General features: G+C 51.2%; 7 protein-coding genes. 1 reads left to right on the top strand and 6 read right to left on the bottom strand.

The genetic code is table 11. The features are described 5' to 3' along the window. Positions 1–42: 42 nt before the first annotated feature. Positions 43–1,518: a membrane-bound lytic murein transglycosylase MltF gene (gene mltF, locus ACVBEJ_RS12370; protein WP_447129998.1), complete on the top strand. Its 1,476-nt coding sequence runs from the start codon at positions 43–45 to the stop codon at positions 1,516–1,518. A 118-nt stretch (positions 1,519–1,636) separates the two neighbouring features. On the opposite strand, the gene tadA is transcribed toward mltF, so the two are convergent. The 6 genes from tadA to ACVBEJ_RS12340 form a co-directional block, all read right to left on the bottom strand. Continuing rightward, positions 1,637–2,098, bottom strand: coding sequence for a tRNA adenosine(34) deaminase TadA (gene tadA / locus ACVBEJ_RS12365; RefSeq protein WP_447129945.1), 462 nt, complete (start codon positions 2,096–2,098; stop codon positions 1,637–1,639). Positions 2,099–2,300: 202 nt separating this feature from the next. After that, positions 2,301–3,650, bottom strand: coding sequence for a hypothetical protein (locus ACVBEJ_RS12360; protein WP_447129944.1), 1,350 nt, complete (start codon positions 3,648–3,650; stop codon positions 2,301–2,303). Next, complete coding sequence (locus tag ACVBEJ_RS12355) at positions 3,637–5,460, bottom strand: DEAD/DEAH box helicase (protein WP_447129943.1); 1,824 nt, start codon at positions 5,458–5,460, stop codon at positions 3,637–3,639. The genes ACVBEJ_RS12360 and ACVBEJ_RS12355 overlap by 14 nt, the downstream gene beginning before the upstream one ends. After that, positions 5,441–10,222, bottom strand: a complete 4,782-nt coding sequence (locus ACVBEJ_RS12350; RefSeq protein WP_447129942.1) for a DUF3883 domain-containing protein — start codon at positions 10,220–10,222, stop codon at positions 5,441–5,443. Before ACVBEJ_RS12350 ends, ACVBEJ_RS12355 begins: the two co-directional genes overlap by 20 nt. Before the next feature lie 66 nt (positions 10,223–10,288). After that, positions 10,289–13,459: a UvrD-helicase domain-containing protein gene (locus tag ACVBEJ_RS12345; protein WP_447129941.1), complete on the bottom strand. Its 3,171-nt coding sequence runs from the start codon at positions 13,457–13,459 to the stop codon at positions 10,289–10,291. Further along, entirely contained in the window at positions 13,456–15,462 is a 2,007-nt protein-coding gene (locus ACVBEJ_RS12340; protein WP_447129940.1) for a PD-(D/E)XK nuclease family protein, read from the bottom strand. The genes ACVBEJ_RS12345 and ACVBEJ_RS12340 overlap by 4 nt, the downstream gene beginning before the upstream one ends. Between the last annotated feature and the right edge of the window lie 324 nt (positions 15,463–15,786).

The following is a 15,786-nucleotide window of genomic DNA, read 5'->3' as shown; positions in this document are numbered from 1 at the left end:
ACGGGGCCATTTTTGGCCTAACCTGTGGTACAGGTTGTGACCATGGACAACTGGATGAAAAGCACTCAGGCACGGCAAATTATCGCTAAAGCGCTGCTGCGGACAGCGCGACTGGCATGCCTGATGATTCCCCTGGCCTGCACCACTGTGGTGTTGTACGGCAGCACCACCATCAGCGACCTGCAGCGGGTACAAAAGCGGGGCTATCTGAAAGTCATCACCATTCCCGGCCCCACCACCTACTACCAGAACGCCAAGGGCGACACCGGCTTTGAGTACCTGCTGGCCAAAGGCTTTGCGGACTACCTGGATGTGAAACTGAGAGTCAGCCCGGTAAACAACCTCAATGGGCTGGCGGTTTCTCTGGGCGGGCCCAATGGCGACTTTGCCGCTGCCGGGCTGTCTACCACCCTGGAGCGCCGCGAGCACATGTTGTTCAGCGACGCCTACGGCAACACCTCACAGGAACTGCTTTACAAGCTCGGCACCAAACGGCCAAAAAGTTTTGCCGACTTAAAAACCGACAGCACTCTGCTCTCCATTGCCAACAGTGCTGGCACTGAACAATTGCAGGCAGTGGCTGACGAGCTGTCGGGGGTTAACTGGCAGCAAGTGCAGCTGGCCGACACCCTGGGGCTGATGGAGCAAATACACAGCGGCAACGCCGAATACGCGGTGGTGGATTCCATGGCTCACGAAGTCAACCAATCCCTGTATCCCAACGCCCGCATTGCCTTTCAGGTGTCTGAACAGCAAACCACCGCCTGGGCATTTCCGTTCCGCAACGACACCAGTCTGCTGGACGCCGCCAACGATTACCTGCGCAGCATTGAAGCAGACGGCACGCTGGAAAAACTCCGCGAACAGTTTTTTGGCCACACAGAAAAATTTAACATTGCCGGTTCACAACTGTTTATGCGCCGGGTAGACAGCCGCCTGCCCAAATTTGAAGACCTGTTTAAAGAAGCCGCCACTGAATTCGACATTGACTGGCAACTGCTGGCCGCCATTGCCTATCAGGAATCCCACTGGAACGCCAAGGCCAAATCCCCCACCGGAGTACGCGGATTAATGATGCTCACCTGGCCCACCGCGCGGGAAATGGGCGTAAAAAACCGTCTTAACGCCCGCCAGAGCCTGATGGCGGGAACACAGTATTACCTGAAAACCAAAAAGCGCCTGCCCCAAAACATTGAGGAGCCAGACCGCACCTGGATGGCACTGGCCTCTTACAACGTGGGCTTTGGCCACCTGGAAGACGGTCGGGTACTGACCGAGCGCGCCGGCAAAAACCCCAACCTGTGGGAAGACGTGCGCCAGTACCTGCCCCTGCTGGAACAAAAAAAATACTACAGCACCGTAAAACGCGGCTACGCCCGCGGCCGAGAACCGGTGTCCTACGTACAAAACATCCGCCACTACCGGGATATATTGCAGTGGCATCAACTGGAAAAAGAGCGCAAGGAAATGGAGAAGGAAGAACAGGAATTTGCAGAGAAACTGGCGGAGAATATTTGAGTTCAAGATCGAGCGGGATTGTCATTCTGAGCGCAGCGAAGAATCTTCAGCTGATACGGAGTAAGAGATTCTTCGCTGCGCTCAGAATGACAGAATCTACATAACCCACAACCGAAAATTATTTCGCCCTTTTTGATTTAAAAAACCGCGAAATAACCCCCGCACACTCACTTTCCAACACCCCACCCTGCCAGCTAATTTTGTGGTTGTAGTGATCGTTGTCGAGCAGTTGCAAATGGCTGCACACTGCCCCTGCCCGGGGTTCTTTGGCTCCGAAGACAATATGCTCAACGCGAGCGTGGATCATGGCACCGATGCACATGGTGCAGGGTTCGATGGTGACGTACATGGTGGCACCGGACAGGCGATAGTTTTGCAGCTTTTGCGACGCATCCCGCAGAGCAACTATTTCCGCATGGGCGCTGGGGTCACAACTGGAGATGGGCCGGTTCCAGCCCTCGCCGATCACCTCACCATCGCGCACCAACATCGCCCCCACCGGCACTTCGCCCTGCTGCTCAGCCCGGGCAGCCAACAGCAACGCCTGGGACATATATTGCTTGTGGTTTTGGTTATCCATGGCGCGGTTTCACCGGTCACTCCCACTCGATTGTAAATAATCCATTTTTTCTTTTTATTATCAATAGGTTAAAAATCATAATAAGCCTAATACCATGAAAAATACCATGCTCAGAAAATTATTGTAAAAAAGTTTATTTTGATTGGATCAAGTACGCCATTTTACAGCATCGAGGCAGATATTGCCCAAAACTAAGCTTCAATCACTCTTCAACAGCAATGTTGAAATATTCCGAGCGCTTGCCTGGCAAGCCATCTTTGCGGAATCTGGTCCCCCAAATACTAAATAAAAGCTGCTTCTCGTAAACATGAATCCCCATACCTTCAACCTTGAGTCTCACGGTACCCCTGCCAGATTCGATCAGCACGATATCCTCGATCTGTATGCCCAAGACATCCTGACACAGTTCTACTGTCTCAGATTCAAGCTGCTCTCCCCATTGATCCAGATCCGACTCTAATTGTCGCCACACTCTTCGTGCAGTGACAAAAGGGCCAGCATCCCCTGGAGATAGGATTAGCCTGTCAATCAGCGCTAGCCGTTCGTTAGGTACGGCCCTATCCATGTCACAGGCAGCATCTACCACTCCATCGTAAACCAGCCTCGCTTCCTGCAGCGCTTGCAGCCGCTCCTCGTAGGGTTTTATTCCAGCCCGATAAATTTTTCCCGGTAGTCTCTGCTCAATCGCGGGCACCAGTTCAATCGGACAAATATCTCTCAAGGCCAATCGAATAGTCTCGTATTGCGACCTAGACCAGGAATTATCCAATTCAGCCCTGATCCAGACCTCGTTAGATGAAACACAGAGCTCGGTTTTTGCTCTCAAGTACGTCCCAGGAGAGTAAATCTGATTAACAGACCACGCATGCTCCAAAGCTGACATATCGGCGGCTATATAGGCGCAACCATTCTCCCTGGCCAAACGAGAAAGATGAGCAATTCTCCCCAGAAAATCTTCTGTCGCCCGCACTGACACTGTGGGACCATCTGAGTATGAGTAACGATCATCCGACTGCCGGTGAAAAACCAGTAGCTGATCCTTTGCATGAGGCAGTAATTTAGAAACGAAATTACTCAGGCTACTGATCGCCCCGTGCATGCTTGAAGCCGTATTTCTGTCCTCTATCCACTTTTCGTAGCGAGTCTGCAGAACGATCAAAACCTGAGCAGTGAGCTCAGGCGGGATAGCGCGAATTCCATCATAGGCTAATTCGCACTCCCCGGTATCAACTCCAACAGCATTCAGTTCATCTAATGCAAATTTGAGGAACTCTCGCTGCAACTTGGAAAGCCTTATCAAAGTATTGGAGGTGATCTGCTTCTTATACTGCTTTTCCAATTCTTCTCGATAAGCTCGAAGTGGTGGCTGCCTTGGCTTTCTACCGGCCGCTATCTTGGCCCAATAACCTCTTGGTGGTTTTGGCACCTGCAGCTTCCTGCACAATTTTCCCAACGCCACATCTGAAATTCCTAATTCTCGTGCGACTTCTGTAGCTGGACGCTCCCAGACCAAGGCAAATAATTCTTCACGCGATGGGCTACTGTTTTTCAATTGCGAGCACCGAAGAAAGACAAAGTCCGAGCAAAGACATCAGCTCTTGCATGTTAACCTGATTTTGCCTGCCGTCTTGTTTGGCTGCTGAATCAGCAGATAACTCCAGAGCATCACACACGGTCGGGGTAGCAACTGCTATCAAAATCGACTTTGCTCGACTCATTCCTACATAGATAATCTCTTCACTAGAATTTAGGTCTAATCCATCGAGCCCCCATAGGATTACCACTGCAGATTCCAGTCCTTTAAATCGCTGAATCGTATCGAGTAGGACATGATTTTGGTGCGGGTAGCCCTCTTCTGACCAAACTGCAGGTTTGGGTAAAGGAAACTTCTTTAAATGTTCGTAGTAATCTGCCTTATGTAGGGCATCCCCGATCAAGACAACAATGTCACCGGGTGGCACATTTTCCCTCGCAATGAGGTCAACTATACGAGAATTTATCTTCTTTGCCTGAGCTTCCAGTCCATTAACACGTTCGAACTGAACGTCCTCTCCATCATTGTCCGGAGGATCGACGGGAACTCCTTTATAATGCGCGTAAGCCAGGTTATGAATCTGCGTTGTGTTCCGGCAATTTGTTGTAAGAGTAAACGGTTCTTCCTGGATTGGGAATGTTCCTGCTCTAGCATAGATGTTTTGGTTATCGTCGTAAAAGACATAAAAAGGACTTTGATCATAATCGGATAACAGCAACTCTAACGGAACCCAATACTCCTCCCTGAAATCCTGCCCCTCGTCACAAACGATAGCCTCGTATCGGTCGTCCAAAACTTCGAGCGAATATGCCAGTGCATTGGGGAAATGAACATCGTATAAATTTTTCCCAGGATAGGTAACTTTCGCCTCATAGATAAGATCACGATCTGATTGCCGTTTAACTTTTTCAACCTGCCGTGAACACAATTGATGGAAACTCATTACATCGATGTTTTCCAATCCGGCACATTGCCGGGCTAGATAATCGGCCAACTGCCGGTTGTAACACGTTAGCAACGTCCTAAAGCCCTCCGCTGCGAGGCGACGAGCTTTCTCCAACGCGAGCACAGTTTTCCCCGTGCCTGCTCCACCGCTCACCGCCACGCGTCGGTGTGAACGGAGGAAATCAAGCACTCGCATTTGATCTTTCGTCAACGAAAGCCGACGTACTTCCTGATCAGCTAACCGGGACGAAAGCAAGGGAGTAACCGTAAAGGAGCGACCGAAAATCTTCCGGATAACTTCAACACCTCGACGACCTACTGGCGAATATCCACTTGATTGGTCACCCCAATACTGAAATGCGTTTTCCATCCATGCAGCTAGGTCATTAAAACTATCGGCGGAGCCAATAAGCACAGATGGCATATCTGGCCTACTTAATAGATGTGCATCACCCACATCAGGAAAAAATACGGCGTGCCCACGCAGTGTATTACCCAGAGAAAGATCACGCCAGCTTTGCTGCTCGTCTAGCTTCGAGCGAATGGAATACTTCGCTCTGAGAGCTTGGGAAATGGGGTTTTTTATCGAATGTTTCTGACGGTAGCGATCTATCGAGTACCACTCTCCTGTATCAGCATCAAAGCCAACACCGCCGCCTTTTACTTCAATGCAAAGATAACCGTAATCTGGATGGCAAACGAGGAAGTCTGTTTCTCCATCTTTTGCTTGTTCTGCCTCGCGCCTCAGTATCCACCCAACTTGAAAAAACACGACGTATTCTGAAGACAAATGATCTCTCAATGAGCGGTATACCCGTGCCTCCGCTTGTGACGGAAGCTCATTAAGCTGAAGGTCTGAAAGATCAGGAATCAGTATCGCCATCGGCATCATCCAGAATTCGCATGCGGTGCAAGTTCAAATTTACATTGGGAGTCGCGTGTGGCTTTCCGTCAAACATTACTGTCAATAACTTGGTATTGCCGCGAGTGACGACATCACGAATTTCTCCATTCCCCATATCCTGATGGTGTATCCTGGCACCGGGTACAAATAACGCAGTCGGGTCGGCTCGCTCATCAGTTACTGCTTCCCGCCAATTACCGTCAAACATAAAGGCAGTAACTTGGGTCGCCGGGCTTCGAATGGGATGGACGCGAATGTGCTCGGGGTCAGCAGCAAATTCCACAACATAAAGCCAGTAGCGATCTCCATAGTCTTGAGCGTTACTGAACTGGAGGCGTGATAGTCCGACTCCGGTCTGGTTCCACTCCCCGTTAACACCCTTCACTTCTATAAACCTCTCTTCGCCTGTAACTGAGTTGCGGCTGATGATGTCGTATCCGGGGTGCGTTTGGGCCATCTGCTCTGTCACACGGCCGCGATCTTTCTCATAAGCGCATACCGCCTCACGAGTGACGGCCTCGACTGTTAAATTGTGATCCGACGGACCTTCCCCATCACTAATGTCCGAGGACTCTTCTTGTCTCTGCCGAACATAGGAAAGCAAGCGTCGGTCCCACTGTTCCTTGTGCTTGGGTCGGGATTTTTTCGTGCGCCGTTCACCATGCCCAGACCTAGTATTGCCGCCTTCACGGGTTGTTGACCCATTTTGGTCTCCGACATTTTGTTGTGGGATTCCAGCGCCATCTTCACTGCTCGATTGATCTGAAGACGTTTTTCCACCCTGTTGCCCCGGTTTTTCAGGGCGTCGTTTCTGATTCTTGCTGCTTGGGTGAGCTTCACACTCGTCCGAGTTGTCACCTGATTCAGATGTCATATCATCTTCATCGGGTCCTGCAGGCTCCGTGTCGCCACCCATCTCGTCCAAGTCTGGAGACGTTAGATCTTCAGTGTTGCTAGCTTCCGCGTCCAAATACGGTATGCCTGCATCGCTCAATTCACGATGAGCATCCTCGATAGTAATTCCCATTAACGGACGAACACTAAGCGTCAGTTTAGAAACTTCGCTTCCAGATTCCTCCGGCATCAATTGATGGAACAACGCGTTGAGAATATGAGCCCAACTCCGATCGCCAACCGGACGCGCGAGAATTAAACACCCCCTTTCTAGGTCGTAAAACGCTTGCGCCGAGGCTGGCGGAGCGGTTGCCTGATCGCCTCCAACATCGACAGATGCTTGAATTCGCACCAAATCGTGGCTGATGGCATTCAAGTTCGAGAGTGACTCTCGTATCTTTCTGCGGACGGTTGTCGGTTTGTCGTGTAGCAATCTAGCGAGGACATCCATCCTCTCCACCAGCTTCTCAGCTATGTCTGATTCGTCTGCTTCCGGTCCGTCGACGAACTCCAAATTGACGTGAGCGCTTTCGCTCAGGCGTTTGACGCCAACTTCTTCGATGAACGTCCAGAGCTCTGGTGCCGGTTTACACAATGCCTGGTCGAGCTCTCCATCAAAGAAGCCAACGTGCCACTCACTATCTTGAAGAAGCACCTCATCCGGATGAGTAAGCCGCGATTGCAAATTTAATATGGTTGGCGCTTCCTGCAATCGCTGAAGGTCAGGTAGCGTCAGTTCGTTCAGCTCATACGCGGTCGCCACACTATTTAGACAGACATCATAAACTGCCCTGTCAGAACCGTTTACCGGTTTAGACTGTTCGAAGTACTCCCCTACAATATCGAGCAAAATATCGACAAAATCCTCGCCATCTGGGGAATTTTTAACCCCAATCGCATCAAAAAGCGGCTTGAACGACTCGTAATTTCCGGGAATGGTGTACGCGTAGCGCCCGAGTTGCTGCGGCACCCAGTACAGCTGGTTAGGCCGAACAAACGTTTTTTGGCTCTCGACATAAATGCATCGCGAGCCTGCGAGAGTTGCAATGAGTGTATCTGATCGTTGTGCGCGCTCGTTCAGTATCTGGTATGTGGAGACATGGGGCTGTATTCCCATGGTGATACAGTGCTGCAAATGATTGATGACCAGTCCGGTTTCCGGGTTGACGGAAATACTTAGGTCTTCCAGAAGGTCTGTTTTTAGACGCCCCGTGTTTCTGAAATCAAGGATGTTTACCTGTGAGCGGAATGCCTCGGCGCGGTAAGGCGCGTACAATGAGTCTGCCGTGTGCCACTCTTCCGTGTCCCCATCGGCAGGAAAACAAGCAATTCCTCTAAGATCACCCAGTGCGTCCTGAAAGGCTCTTTTGTCTTGCCAATCTTCGTAGTTGTCACAAATGACATAAAAAGCCTCACTGCTGGCGCGCTTCGTATCCTCACTTGGCAGGTATTTCTCGGCGATGAACAGCATTCGATCGACCAGGTGTCTGGCGATTGGCGATCGCCGGATTCCCAGGCTGTCAATAAAGGTATGAACGGATCGAGAGGTAGGGATACGTGTGTCATCTGCCCAAAGGTGAAGCGCATCACCGAGCACCTTCACCAGTTCATCACTGCGACGATATGTATTGAGTGGAAGAGACCATCCTCCATCTTGTGTGGGAACGATAGGCAGCGATCCCAGCAGCCTACGAATATCGTCATCATTCACCAACGCCGGGTGATTGGCTAGCTCGCTGATAAGTTGGTTGTACTTGCTCGAATCCAGCGGGCCGTCGTCATCAAAAAACGTCGGCAATACAGTCCGCACAAACGCCTCAATCGTCTGCGTTTGCACTTCCAGTTTACTCGTCAAGAAATCCCTGGCCGATTCCGTCAGAAAAGATACATCCAACAAGTCTGCTTGACCGGTGGGGTCTGTGAAATTACCCGGTAGAAGAGCTTGGGTGGCTTTAACGAGACCGCGACTTGATTGCCATATTGGAAAACCGCGCAATTGCTGGTACACAGCCCTATCGACAGCGCATTGTTTATCGAGATCAGCAAACAACGAGTAGAGATCCCGAAGCTCTTTAGGGTCAATGCCGATGACATTTGCAACCGGTTCGGATTTGCACTTATCCCCGAGGTGAGACACTACCGCGCCCAAATCAAGCTGCTTTACAAGTCGGGAAATTTTGGGAAATCCCGCTAGAAGACGGGAGGAAATCGCGAGTCTCGGTAACAAATTGGCAATACGGTCAGCATCCAAACCAGCTGGTGCCGTATAGGACTGATTGATAGTCACCACAAAAAGATCCTCGGTGACCAAAAAAGGCAATGCCATCAGCCGTTGTACTGCCGAGTTCATAGTCGGCGCGGCCGATCCAGCGTCTGGAAGAAGGTCGTTGATAATGCTCCAGAGTGGCTGATGGAAATGCTCCAGCCTTGCTTGGTCGACCTCTTTTGTTCCCGCTACCTGCTGAGCCAATGCTGACTCCATTAGCGCAACAAGACGCTCAAGCGTCAGAATCGGTGCGCCCAATTGGTTCATCGCCGTTTGGAACGGACGCAATTCCTCTGTAACGAGCCTGCCACCCACCTCAAGTAGCACTTTGGCTTGGTGCTCATTGAACGTGGTTCGAGGTAGAAAAACACCGCTTGGGCACTGATTTGTGCCATCCTGTGCTAAGGCAATTTGCGCATGAGTAGCAGTAGCTTTCAGTTGCTCCCAAAATTGCTTGTAACACGTGGGATGACCCGCCTGTTTAGATAAAAGTTCATATGACCGCCCTATGATCTGCCACAACTGCACGGGCCCAAGCATTTGCATCAGGCATTCCGGATCACGAGCTATTTCCGTAGCGGCCGTGTCGATAAGCATCTCATTCCAGGCCTGCTCATGCTGATGCCCTGCAAATATCACGGCCTTACGATCTGACTCAGGAAAAAAGTCCGCATTGATATGCAGAGGAAGTCCTGTTGACTGTTCGGTCGGCAGGAACGCATAGAGCAGCCCCTCTTCTAGCGGTTCGGGATCGATACGAAGGCCTATACTGATCTCGGTGCTTCTGTGCAGTGACTCCAGTCTTGGGTGTATTTCGTAAAGCCTCTTGGCGCCCTCGATTGCATCCGCTCGAAGGATATTCCATTGCTCAACTTCGCCACTCGGCCTGAAACTGACAATAACCTCTGAGCCTTCCCCCCTGTCTAGATCACATGCGAGAAGCAATTGGCCATTTCGGCGAATTTCGGCGGTTCGCACGTGCCGGAGAAAAAGCAGGCTTTTACGCAATACGTCGCAAAAATCCTCGGCAAGCTGGTCGACATGGCTGCTACTGACATGAGAAACCCCGAGCGCTAAACGAGCCTCGGATTCTGAGTCATGTGCCCACGGTAGGAAGAAGCTGGTTCCGGAGCCCTCCTCATATGGTTCGATATACCACTGTCCCAACTCGGGGCGTAGGGTCAACTTGATACCCGAAGAGCGAATCTCGGGGTGATCGGTTACTTGATAGGTCGATACGAAACCGATACCAAATCGACCTATATTCTCACCCCGAGAAAGTTTTCCTCCGCTGCCAACATCAGTTATTCGGTGATAATCACATTTGTAATTACCATCCGCCAAAGAGGCGCACGGCTTATACAGATCACCACAATAGGTGAAGTGACCGCTATTGCGAACCAGCAGTCCATCATCCGTGATATCGAATATGATTTCCTCGGCCTTGGCATCATCTGCGTTCTGGATGAGCTCCAACGCCATTACGTCATAGCCCTGCAATCCAGCCAAATGACTTCTTATATTTCCAAGAAGGTTTGCGGTGTAGGACCCACTTCCCTCTTTTATCTGCGTATCATTCACTAGCTACCCGGTCCCTTGTAGTGAGCTCATTTATCAATCCAAACAATCCATAATTGAAAATCGATGTCAGAGGTGCTGCACCACCACCCCTCGCCTGACCCAATTGATCCCAATACCCAACACGTTATGTCCCATGCTTTGTAGCAGGTTCGAATAACATTCAAGTTGCGGTCTGTAGCTATTGAACGCTTCTTCGGGATCATCGACCTGATCAGATTTGTGATCAATGATCCACATGCCACCATCTGTTTCCAGAACCAGGTCGGCGGTTCCTGATACTACAGAGCCGTTATCATCAACGCCCAGTAACGGTAACTCCCGATGGACTGATGTTGCCGAGAAGTAATCAGCCATCCATTGCTCGAAGCTAGCCACACTCTCGGCAATACTGATTCGAGCATCATCGCTCAATTCAACGCCTGTGATGGTCGCAATATTCTCAGCTTGGGCGGGATTGGCCCCAAGGATCTCGAAGCATTGGTGAAGGAATGTACCCAGAACCGTACCGGAGAGCCCGATATCGAGATCCAATTCTTGGGAGTATTGAGCAATTTCCAAGGCTTGCTCTATTCCCTCTACCGTATCGGTAGAAGCAACCATCCCGGAGGGGGTTACGCTATCAGGTATTTTCTGTTCCGGAGCTTGTCCTGGTTTGATCGCTCGGCGACCTACGGTCAATAATTCTGCTTCGGCATTTCCCTGGGATTCATCAATCTCTTCAGGAAGCTCTGATTCGCCATCCCATATCAAACAAGGAAACGTCGATTCACCGACAGTAATTGTGTTCTCAGGCTTCGATACAGCGGCCTCTGCAGCCAGTATTGACCAGTATGTCAGGGTATCCTTACCTGCCAAAAAGCTGGGCCATTCAATAACCAGCTTTTCTCTGGCTCGGGTCAAGGCGACGTAAATCAATCTTCTGGATTCGAGTTCGGTTTCGTTCTCCAGATCACCTAAGAATTGGTCATCTGATTCCGATGCAGTGAACTTGGGCGAGTACTCTATCTGGGCTTTCTCAATAAGCTCAGACAATTCATCAAACGAGTGATACCCGAGCGCCATATTGGGTAGTCTTGGTTTTAGCTCCCGGTCCATGCCACAAACAAAGACCACAGGCCATTCCCGGCCTTTTGAACTGTGCCAGGTGGCCAATTGAATGGCATCCTCGTCAATAACTCGGGGATCAGGTTGATTGTTCTTATCCTTCTGCTCGATTTTTGCGTTTAGCCAGGCTAAAAAGCTCTGTATTCCGGAACCATGGTAGCCACCACTCGCCAAAGCCTCTCGATTTGCATCCATGAACTCACCTGCTTCGGCTTGCAAGCGCAGCAAGTTAGCCCGCGCTTGGTCAGCATCCGGCCACGCCGAGACAACATCAAAAAGGCGCAGTGCAGAGAAGGTATCAGCCACCAGTGCGAATATAGTTCGATCTTCAACGTGACTTGCCAATTCATCCAGTTGATCCAGCACCGGATCATCTATCTTTTCGTCGGCAATTAACTGCTCCAAGGCAGTTTTTAGATCCAAGTTGCCTAACTCGGTAACGGATAGATACAACGCAGCATGACGATCCTGCGGATTGGCGACATACGCCAGAGCCTGACAGGCCAGTTGAACAATCCGCGATTCGTGCCAGCCGTCTTCCTGCAGGCGTACTCTCAACCCCATACTGCGTAATACAGCGGCATAGTCAGAAAGCATTTTATGGGTAGGACACAGTACGGCTATGTCACCGCCGCGCAGGCCACGACTTTGCTTTGTACGCCTATCAACGACTTGCTGTGTAGAATCCTCCAACAGGGCTTGCAGCCGTTCACCAACGGATACCGCTCTAACAGTATGCTGACCTTTTCTTGCCTTTACAGCGAAATCAATCAACTCGACCGGCTCTTGTGTGCTGCCAGCTCCCTGGGGTGTCAGCGGCACATAGCCTTCCCCAAACAAACCAGGGCCAACCGCATTGATAAAATGCATCAAGTCTGGCTGTGATCGCCAGTTGCTGGTCAATGGGTTAGCGACATCCTGGTTCTGCTGTATGAGTGCATCAAACAATCGCGGGTCCGCACCCTGAAACCCCATGATGGCTTGTTTCAAGTCACCCACTGTCACCGTCGGTACCCCTGCATCTTTGAGCTGCCAGAGAAGCGCAAACTGAAGCGGGTTAGTATCCTGAAATTCGTCGACAACCAGGCAATCTATTCGCGAGACCAGCGTATTTACCACATCAGGACGGGAACGCAGCATGTCTGCCGCCATAGCAATCATATCGCCATAATCGACCAGCCCTGCTTCACGTTTAGCCTCCGCGTAGTGAACCAGTACATCTTGCCCGGCGGCAATTAACGCACTGATATGCAACACCGCCTGTTCAAGTGGGCCTGGGTGTGTAGGCAATGCATTAGCAGCTTCAATAACTGCGCTAGACAGTTCCTCATAGTCCGCAGGTAGAGCGCATCCCCGCTTTGATTGCCGTAATTCACGCAAGCCCTTCCACAATTTCCAGTCGGAGTTCAGAGCACTGTCGTCAGCCGCCGCTTTAAGGTTTCTGAAATCCTGACGGAATGCCTTTTCCGCCGTTGCATTGTTCCCAAACTCCCTGGCCAGGCTCTCTGGGTAGGCCTCAAGAAGCCGGGTGACGGCGCGGCATAGGTTCGCTGTTAGTTGGTCTCCGTCGCCTGTAACGCCATATCGATCTCTAATCCAGTTGGCCGCAAATTCCGCATAGGTGTCGCTCTCCTCACTCCAACCCGCAGACCGCAGCAGCATAACAATCCGTAACAAATCATCACGGAAAATATCCTCCGCACTTTTTTTGGAAATGAAATCAAAGGCGTAACCAAATTTAGTGAGATTAGAGGTGATGACATCGGCCTTATCGGTGCGCGAGAGTGCGAGTCGAATCAGCGTGTTTTCTTCATCCTCGTTTAACAGCCTGGGCTTGGGCGATAAGCCTGCATCGAAGGCAAACTCCGTAAGCAGGCGCAAACCAAACCCGTGTATCGTGGAGATATAGGCTTGATCCAGTTTTAACGCATCTTCCAATCGACCTAGACTGAGCAACTTGGCACGTATACGTTCACGCAGTTCGGCTGCAGCAGCTTCAGTGAAGGTCACCGCCACGATGCGCTCGGGTGCAATCAGCCCCTCAACAACCCATTCACCCAGTTGCTGTTGGATGGTGTATGTTTTTCCGGATCCCGCTCCGGCAGGGATAATCGTTAATGGTGGTAGCTTCATTTGCCCTCCCTGGATTCGACTTCCCTGGCTTCACCGGGGATGGTGAACAACGGTATCAGCGCACTGTTATCCAGCGCGTACGGCTTGACGCCAGCTTGCTTGTCGAAAAACTGGCCGTCCCCTTCCCGATTCAAATACAACTGGCCTGCACCAACCTCCTGCAGGCACTCTCTGATCAACTCCATGGCCAGCTGTGACACATCATTTTCCAAAACTTCCCAACCGGGAATCGCCCCAGATTCCACAACCAGCGCATCGGTCAGAGAAGTCTGGTCATTCGTCATGAAATAAACAATACCGGTGGTGTCCCCTGCTCGCAGCTTCTCCAGCAACGCGGTATTGTCTTCGCTCTTTGGCCCACCTGTTTGCAGCATGGTGCGATACAGGTTTGCCTGGCTGTCATAGCCTTTCTGCATCCGGGGCCTACGGCTTGTTGCACTGGATTTCTTATAATCCACCACCAGCAGTCGACCATCAGGCAGACCCAACAAGATATCCGCCTGGCCATGAATCGGGAGCCCATCAAGCGTTCCGGCTAGCCATTCTTCTGTCCCGAGCACGTCTGCGTTCAATGTGGTCAACACCTCACGCCAGGCTAAGGCCGCTTTGTGAATGCTGGACGCCAAATGTTTTCGCTCGACCTGCCATTGCGCGGCACGAAGAAATGGCGCATGAGTTCTGATGGCTGAATCCAGAAGCGGCTCAATCTGTGAGCTAATCGCCTCTGGCTCAGGGATTGGATTAGATGCCTGAAAAAGCTCCTCAAAAACCTGGTGGGTCAATGTGCCCTGAAGCATCACATTAAGTCGCTCAGGTTCCCAACCCAACGGTTCTGCATTGATCCGACGCAGTAACCACGCGAAGCGAGAAACCATTAAGGTTTCCAGGCTACTGGGAGACTCTGGCCTTAAATTGCCCTCTTCATCTGTCCTAAGTGCAAGGAGGTCAAAGTCAAACTCGATGTCTTTGACGACAATGTCTCTTGGAGAGCTTGCGTGACATACTTCAACTGACGGGAGGCACTGCATACGCTCTCGGTCAGCGCCAACATCCATCTCAAGAATCAATGATTCCGCCTCATCGACATCACGATACAATTGAGACATAAACACCAGCGACTCAGACGGCGATTGCGATGCGCCCGTGGGATCCCTGCGAGGGATCATAAACGTCAAAGAATCCCTGACCGCGCCCAACTGGCGCTTAAACCGTGCTCTGCGGTCTCGCATCTGCTCGGCGGGGATCGCTATCGCGAGTCCCAATGCCTGCTGGATAGCCGCCAAATCTTCAGAGACAAAGACTGCGGAGTCTTTACTGGCCAAAGGATAATGGCCAGAGGCAAAGCCCAGCACGATCAAGTAATGAACTGGACGCCAGGGTTCGTGCCTTTCCCGCCAGACCGTGACACCATCCAAATTGAAATCCGGCGATTCACCGGTACTGATATTCTTGGGGCTCGACAAACGCCGCAGCGAGATCCAATCAATATCCGATCTACCTTCAAGGGCTGCGCACAGCTCTTCTGCCATTAACCTTGCCTGATACACATGGGCATCAAATTGCTCACCACCATCCAGTAGCTCCACGAACGCCTGGATAGCCACTACCAATGTCTGTGGGGTTTCATCGCCCTCTCGCAGCAGATCCAGCATTTTCCTATCAGACTGAGTGGCAGACCGTGATGCTAGCAATCGGTAGTCGCCGTCCATAACTGTCTGAGCTAACACTGCACCCTGCTCTTTCGTCCAAGGCATCAAGGGAGACGACAAACAAACCGCCAAGGCCATCGCTGGTGAAGGTTTCTGGCGACAGTACAAGAAATGGAATAACGCTTCTTTGCCCAGATCTCTTTGCCAATGATCTACAGGCAATCCGGAAAGAGGGACACCGGCTGTGGTGAACGCATCGTTAACCGCCAGCGAATACTCAAATGTATCTGGAAGAAGTAGACCAATTTCAGAAGCGGATAGCCCCGGATTTTCCGCCAGTATCTGTTGAGCCATACCAGCGGCAACTTCCGCCTCCTGGAGGTAATCTCTAACGCCTAGCCATTGCACACTGTTATCCAGTGACGTCTTTTCGTCTGGTGCAGAAAACAGATGTTTATGTATAAATTCCAGGCTACGCTCTGGAGCGCTCGAAGCAACAGCGGGCTGCAGCGACTCCAGGGCGGCAAGTAATGCTGCATCAGGTTCGGCGTCGGCATCTTGAATCGCCCCGGGTTGATCGGAGGCAGTTTAATTTGAGTCATGCGGCTTCGCTTGACTCGGTTTGATAATACAGCATTTCATATTCAGCCGGAGGCACATCGCCGATGGGTCGAAGCA

It is taken from the genome of Porticoccus sp. GXU_MW_L64 (assembly GCF_052983295.1).
Note: the sequence above shows the minus strand (reverse complement) of the source record. Positions and strands in the feature narration are given on the sequence as shown.